At 70.1% G+C, this 6882-nt stretch carries 6 protein-coding genes; 5 read left to right on the forward strand and 1 reads right to left on the reverse strand.

Annotated elements, in window-relative coordinates; translation table 11 throughout:
* Positions 1-121 precede the first annotated feature (121 nt).
* Positions 122-1486 (reverse strand): dipeptidase, encoded by a 1365-nt coding sequence (locus ACFWI9_RS11955; RefSeq protein WP_387161036.1) that lies wholly within the window; start codon positions 1484-1486, stop codon positions 122-124.
* Between the two features lie 148 nt (positions 1487-1634).
* On the opposite strand from ACFWI9_RS11955, the gene ACFWI9_RS11960 reads away from it, so the two are divergent.
* The 5 genes from ACFWI9_RS11960 to ACFWI9_RS11980 all read left to right on the forward strand — a co-directional run.
* The gene (locus ACFWI9_RS11960) at positions 1635-2957 is read left to right on the forward strand and encodes a geranylgeranyl reductase family protein (protein WP_387161037.1); all 1323 of its coding nucleotides are present in this window, start codon (positions 1635-1637) and stop codon (positions 2955-2957) included.
* Positions 2958-3291: 334 nt separating this feature from the next.
* Positions 3292-3978, forward strand: coding sequence for a cation transporting ATPase C-terminal domain-containing protein (locus tag ACFWI9_RS11965; RefSeq protein WP_387161038.1), 687 nt, complete (start codon positions 3292-3294; stop codon positions 3976-3978).
* On the forward strand, positions 3969-4121 hold the full coding sequence (locus ACFWI9_RS11970; RefSeq protein WP_387161040.1) for a hypothetical protein: 153 nt from the start codon (positions 3969-3971) through the stop codon (positions 4119-4121). The genes ACFWI9_RS11965 and ACFWI9_RS11970 overlap by 10 nt, the downstream gene beginning before the upstream one ends.
* A 58-nt stretch (positions 4122-4179) precedes the next feature.
* Positions 4180-5979 carry a SulP family inorganic anion transporter gene (locus ACFWI9_RS11975; RefSeq protein ID WP_387161042.1) on the forward strand — a complete coding sequence of 600 codons (1800 nt, stop codon included), beginning with the start codon at positions 4180-4182 and terminating at the stop codon, positions 5977-5979.
* Positions 5980-6203: 224 nt separating this feature from the next.
* The coding region (locus ACFWI9_RS11980) for an alpha/beta-hydrolase N-terminal domain-containing protein (protein WP_387161044.1) at positions 6204-6882 on the forward strand (679 nt) is incomplete at its 3' end.

Consider the following 6882-nt stretch of genomic DNA (forward strand, 5'->3'; position numbering starts at 1 on the left):
CCCGTACATAGAGCTCCAGCGCCTGCCGCCGGGCGGGGGGGGGCCCGGCGGGGGCCGCCGGGGGGCGCCCGCGCCCCGGCCGCCCCCCCCGCGCGGCGGGGGGCCGGCCCCAGGACCCCGTCTACGCCTGCTTCGAACGCGCGTAGTTCACCAGGAAATGCGCCTCGGCCACTGACAGCCGCTCCAACTCCTCAGGTGACACGCTCTCGTTGACCGCGTGGATCTGCGCCTCCGGCTCGCTCAGGCCGATCAGCAGGATCTCCGCCTCCGGGTAGAGCGCGGCGAGCGTGTTGCACAGCGGAATGGAGCCGCCCATCCCCGCCGACTGCATCTCCTCGCCCGGGTAGGCGACCCGCATCGCATCGGCCATCGACGTGTACGCCGGGCTGCCCACATCCGCGCGGAACGGCTGGCCCTGCCCCACCTGCTCGATGCTCACCCGGGCGTTCCACGGCGTGTGCTTCTCGATGTGCGCGAACAGCAGCTTCGTCGCCTCAACCGCGTCCTGGCCCGGCGGTACCCGCAGGCTGATCTGCGCCCGGGCGCTCGCAGGTACCGACGGGGTCGCACCGGCCACCGGCGGGCAGTCGATGCCGATCACCGTGACGGCCGGACGGGCCCAGATACGGTCGGCGACGGTACCGTCGCCGATCAGGCCGACTCCGTCCAGGACCTTCGCGTCCTTGCGGAAGTCCGCCACCGGGTACTGGATGCCGTCCCAGGACGCGTCGCAAGCGAGCCCGTCGATGACCGTCGAACCGTCCTCGGCGCGCAGTGAGTCCAGCACCCGGATCAGTGCCGCCAGGGCGTCCGGTGCCGCACCACCGAACTGGCCCGAGTGCAGATTGCCCTCAAGGGTGTCGATCCGGACGCGGACCATCGTCATCCCGCGCAGCGTCGCGGTCACGGTCGGCAGGCCGACGCGGAAGTTGCCCGTGTCGCCGATGACGATCGCATCCGCGCGCAGCAGTTCCGGGTGCGCCTCGGCGTAACGCTCGAGACCGCCCGTGCCCTGCTCCTCAGAGCCCTCGGCGATCACCTTGACCGAAACGGGTATGCCGCCGTCGGCCTTGAGCGCCCGCAGGGCCAGCAGATGCATGATGAAGCCGCCCTTGCAGTCGGCGGCGCCGCGCCCGTACCAGCGGCCGTCGCGTTCTGTCAGCTCGAACGGCGGTGACACCCACGCCGACTCGTCCAGCGCCGGCTGCACGTCGTAGTGCGCGTACAGCAGCACCGTGGGCGCACCCTCCGGGCCGGGCAGCAGGCCGTATACCGACTGTGTGCCGTCAGGGGTGTCGAGCAGCTCCACATCCTGGAAGCCTTCCGCCCTCAGCGCGTCGGCCACCCAGCCCGCGGCTGCCTCGCACTCGCTCCGGGGCGCCACTGCCGGGTCCGCCACCGACTGGAACGCGACGAGCTCCGCCAGCTCCGCCCTGGCGCGGGGCATCAGGGCCGCGACGGTCTCGGCGATCGGATTCTCGGGCATGGGCACGCTCCTCGTGGGTGCGACGTTGTCCTCGATGGATGTACTGCGCAGGTACGGCCGATCCTCCCACAGCGGGGGTGCCCGGCCGCGCCCGTAGGATGCCGTGGAGAGCTTGGGCCATAGGTTCGGATCGGAGCAGAAGCACATCGTGAGCAGCGAGAACGCAGACGCCATCAGCGGACAGGGCGAGCCGGACCGGGAGGTCCCGGTGTGGGACGTCGTCGTGGTCGGCGCCGGACCGGCCGGGGCATCGGCCGCGTATGCCGCCGCGGTCGCCGGACGGCGGGTGCTCCTGCTGGAGAAGGCGGACCTGCCCCGCTACAAGACCTGCGGCGGAGGCATCATCGGCCCGTCCAGGGACGCCCTGCCCCCCGGCTTCGAGCTGCCGCTCCAAGACCGCGTGCACGCCGTCACGTTCTCACTGAACGGAAAGCTCAGCCGCACCCGCCGCTCACGCCGGATGCTCTTCGGACTTGTCAACCGCCCCGAGTTCGACGCCGGTCTGGTGGAGCAGGCGCAGAAGGCCGGAGCGGAACTGCGTACCGGGGTGACGGTGTCCCGGGTGGAGCAGCACGGTCCGGCCGTACCGGACCGCCGCACCGTCGCGGTTGTGCTCGCGGACGGCGAGACGGTCCTCGCCCGGGCCGTCGTCGGCGCGGACGGCAGCGCCAGCCGGATAGGAGCACACGTCGGCGTCAAGATGGAGCAGGTGGACCTCGGCCTGGAGGCGGAGATCCCGGTGCCGGCGAGCGTCGCGGAGGACTGGGCGGGTCGGGTGCTCATCGACTGGGGCCCCCTGCCCGGGAGTTACGGCTGGGTGTTCCCCAAGGGCGAAGTGCTGACGGTGGGGGTTATCTCGGCCCGCGGCGATGGCGCGGCCACCAAGCGCTATCTCGAGAACTTCATCGCCCGGCTCGGGTTGTCCGGCTTCGAACCGGCCGTCTCGTCCGGCCATCTCACCCGCTGCCGCGCCGACGACTCACCGCTGTCACGGGGCCGGGTCCTGGTGTGCGGTGACGCGGCCGGCCTGCTGGAGCCCTGGACCCGGGAGGGCATCTCCTTCGCCCTGCGCTCGGGTCGGCTCGCGGGGGAGTGGGCGGTACGGCTCGCGGAGGCGAACGACGGCGTGGACGCCAGGCGCCAGGCGCTGAACTACGCCTTCGCCATCAAGGCGGGACTGGGCGTGGAGATGGCCGTCGGGCGGCGAATGCTCGCTGTCTTCGAACGGCGTCCGGGCCTGTTGCACGCGGTGATCAGCGGCTTCCGGCCCGCCTGGAAGGCCTTCGCCGACATCACACGGGGATCGACCTCGCTCGCCGGTATCGTGCGGTCCCGTCCCATGGCCCGGCGCGCGCTGGAGGCGCTGGACCGCGTACATCCGCTGGCTACGGGCTCCGAGGGCCGCGCCGCCGGCGCGGCGGGCGACGCCCTTGGGGAGCCCGAATCCGACGGAGCCCCTGTCACTCCGTGACGCCGGCCTTCGGCTGTCGGCCTGCTGACGATGGCCGTGGGTCCGCGGGCGGTCAGCCGCTCGCGCTGCCTGCTCGGTGTGTATCCCTCGCTGGCGTCCCGTCCGCTGGTGACCTCGCCCTTGTGGGGTGCTCGGTGCCGGGCGGTACATCGGCTACGCGTGGACAACGATGGCGGGTTCCCTCGGTCAGCGGCCCGGCGGCGTGCCGACGCCCTTCTCTCGTGGCTTCCCGGCCCCGGCCTCAGAGGGCGATCTTGTCCTGGCGAGCAGACAATGAGGTGAGGGGGTCCCGTCGCGGTTGTGGCGGGATGTGTGGTTCTGCGGTCTGGAGATCGTGGGACATGGGATCGGTGAGACCATGACGGTCGACGAGCGGACTCCTCCAGTCGGCGCATGCCTTCCCGCCGCCGACATCGGCATCGCCATGGGCAGCGGCACGGACGTGGCAAAGAACGCCGGACGCATGATCCTCTCCGACGACAACTTCGCCACCATCGTCTACGCCGTGGAGCAGGGTCGGGCGATCTACGACAACCTCACCAAGTACATCCGGTTCGTCCTGCTTCTACCTGTCACCTTCGTGCTGACGTTCCTCGGGGCCACCGTCTTCAACATCGCTGCCGGTGAGCTCTTCACTCCGCCGCAGGTGCTGTGGATCCACTTCGTCGTCAACGCCTCCTTCGGCTTTGCGCTCGGCTTCGACCGGGAGAGCCCCGGACTCATGCAACGCAGGCCGTGTCCGAGAGGGGAGTCGGTGCTCACCCGGCCCGTACTGGTTATGGTCGGACTCGGCGGGCTGGCGATCACCGTCATTCTGCTCGGACTGATCAAGCTCGGTCAGGCCCACTTCGACAGCATGGAGACCGGTCAGTCGATCGCGTTCACTGCCTTCGCACTGTGTCTGATCGTGGCAGCGTTTCAATGCCGCAGCGAGACGGAATCTGTGCTGACGACGTCCACGTTCGACAGCAAGCAGATGAACTGGGTCGCCCTGGCCAGTTCACACTCTCGGTGCTGCTGACCCAGATGGACGGCTTCCAACGCATCCTCGGGACGACCGAGACCAACGCGCGGCAGTTCGGCTGCGCGCTGTTGGCCGCCTTCGCACTTCTGCTCTTGTGGGAACTGGGCAAGCTGCTGGCCCGCCGGTCGAGAGGAACCTGATGCGTCGACACTGGTGCGCGTGGACCGGGAGCAGCGGGGCAGAGCGGAGGGACGGTCTGTGACCACCCAGCACACCAGCCACGGGATTCTCTCCCGATTCCGGGCTGTTCCCGGGATCCGGGCGGTGTCGTCCTACCGGCGTGAGTGGTTGGGGAAGGACCTGGTGGCGGGAGTCGTCCTGACCACACTGCTCGTGCCGCAGGGCATGGCATACGCCGAGTTGGCAGGCCTGCCGCCCATCACCGGCCTTTACACGACGATTCTCTGCCTGCTCGGATACGCGGTGTGCGGGCCGTCCCGGATCCTGGTGCTGGGCCCGGATTCCTCGCTGGGGCCGATGATCGCCGCCACCGTACTGCCCCTGGTGGCGGCCGGCGGGGATCCCGGCCGGGCCGTCGCGCTGGCGTCGATGCTCGCGCTCATGGCGGCGGCCATCATGATCCTGGCCTCGGTGGCGAAGCTCGGTTTCATCGCCGATCTGATCTCCAAGCCGACGATGATCGGCTATATGAACGGCCTGGCCCTGACCATTCTGATCGGTCAACTGCCCAAGCTGTTCGGCTTCAAGGTCGAGGCGGACAACCTGATCGGCGAGTGTGTCGGCTTCGTGCAGAAACTCGCCGACGGCGCGACGGTTCCGGCCGCCGCCGCGGTCGGGGGCGGCGGGATCGTGCTGATCCTGGTGCTGCAGCGCTTCCTGCCGAAGGTCCCCGCGGTGCTCGTGATGGTGGTACTGGCGATCGCGGCGGCCGCTGTCTTCGACCTGGGCAAGCACGGTGTCGGCCTGGTCGGGGAACTGCCCGAGGGTTTCCCGCCGTTCACGATCCCCGATGTACGACTCGCCGACCTGCCGCTCCTGGTTGTCGGTGCGCTGGGCATCGCCCTGGTGTCCCTTGCCGACACGATCTCCAACGCGTCGGCTTTCGCGGCCCGCACAGGGCAGGAGGTCCGCGGCAACCAGGAGATGGCTGGGGTCGGTGTGGCCAACCTGGCGGCCGGTCTCTTCCAGGGCTTCCCGGTCAGCACGAGCGGATCCCGTACGGCGGTGGCCGAGCGCGCGGGGGCCAGGAGTCAGCTCACCGGGGTCGTCGGAGCGGTGCTCATCGTCCTCATGCTCGTGCTGGCTCCGGGCCTGTTCCGTAATCTCCCCCAGCCGGCCCTCGCCGCCGTGGTCATCACCGCGTCACTGTCTCTGGCTGACGTCCCGGGGGCCGTACGGCTGTGGCGGCAGCGCCGGACGGAGTTCCTGCTGTGCATCGCTGCCTTCGCCGGCGTGGCCCTGCTCGGCGTCCTGGAAGGGATCGCGATCGCCGTGGCGTTGTCCGTCCTCAACGTGTTCCGGCGCGCCTGGTGGCCGTACAGCACCGTGCTGGGGCGGGTGCAGGACCTGGAGGGCTACCACGACGTCCGCTCCTACCCGCAGGCCGAGCAACTGCCGGGCCTGGTGATCTACCGGTTCGACGCTCCGCTCATCTTCGCCAACGCCAAGACCTTCCGCGACGAGATCCTGCGACTGGCCGACGCGGACCCGCGGCCGAGCTGGATCGTGATCGCGGCGGAGCCCATGACCGACGTGGACACCACCGCCGCCGACGTTCTCGAGGAACTCGACGAAGCCCTCAACGCAGAGCACGTACACCTCGTATTCGCCGAGCTCAAGGACCCTGTGCGACGCAAGATCGAACGGTATGAGCTCACCCGCACCATCGACCCCCGACACTTCGTCCCCACAGTGTCGGCCGCGGTCGCCGCATTCCGCCTGCGCACCGGAGCGGAGTGGACGCCCGTCGCCCCCGTCGAACAGCCCGCCCAGCCCGGACTCGATACCGCTGCTCCTCCGCCGGCCGACGAGCAGTGACCGCCCTCCAGGTCCGTGCCGGTCCATCGGACAAGGGACCCGGGTGTCGCCGCACCCGTCGTGCACACCGTATGTCCGCCGGACCGTCACTTCGTTCAGGCGGCCCCGTGTCCTGCCGCGCCCCGCCCCATCGTCAGCGCCAGACGCCGCACATGGCGCCAGGCGAGACCAGCCCCGGATGCACGACCAGCCGGGCCTTGGGACCATTGTCCCGGAGGAGAGCAATGAGCCAGGATCCGCCAGGTTCTCCATCGGAAGGGCCGGCATCGCGCAAGGAGGACGGCCGGGTTTACCGGCCTGGCGGTACGGACGCGGCCGGAGGCGAGGGCGGCGCCTCGCGGGAAGCAAGGGATGAGCCTGGCGAGCCATCTCCACCGACCCGCTCCGAGCAGTCCCCCGACTCCGGGAATCGCCACCACCTGCTGCACCTCACGTTGCCCGGTTGCTGGGGCGCGCTCGTCCTGGCGTGCCTGTCCTTCACCCCGTCGCTGCTTCCCCGCGGAGGCATACTCCAAGGACTGATCTGCGGCATCAGTGCGGCCATCGGGTACGGGCTGGGTGTGGTCGGCGCCTATGTCTGGCGCGCTTTCGCCGATAGGGACGCACGGAACGCCTCCCGCAGGTCATGGCTCGTCCTGCTCGTCAGCGCGATCATGCTGTTCGGCCTCTCGTTCGGGCTCGGACAGTACTGGCAGCACGAAATCCGCGAACTCATGGAGGTCACCGACTACAACGCCCTCACCACCGTCGCCAGCCCGTTCGTGGCCGCTCTCATCTTCTACCTCCTGCTGCTGTGCGGGCGAGGGATCCGGAGCCTGTACCGCTGGGGGGGGGGGGGGGGCGGGTGGCGCTCGGGGAGGGGCTCGCGGACCGCGCGGGGGGGGGGGCGCGGGGGGGCGCGGG

The organism is Streptomyces sp. NPDC127084, from assembly GCF_042724175.1.
GTDB lineage: Bacteria > Actinomycetota > Actinomycetes > Streptomycetales > Streptomycetaceae > Streptomyces.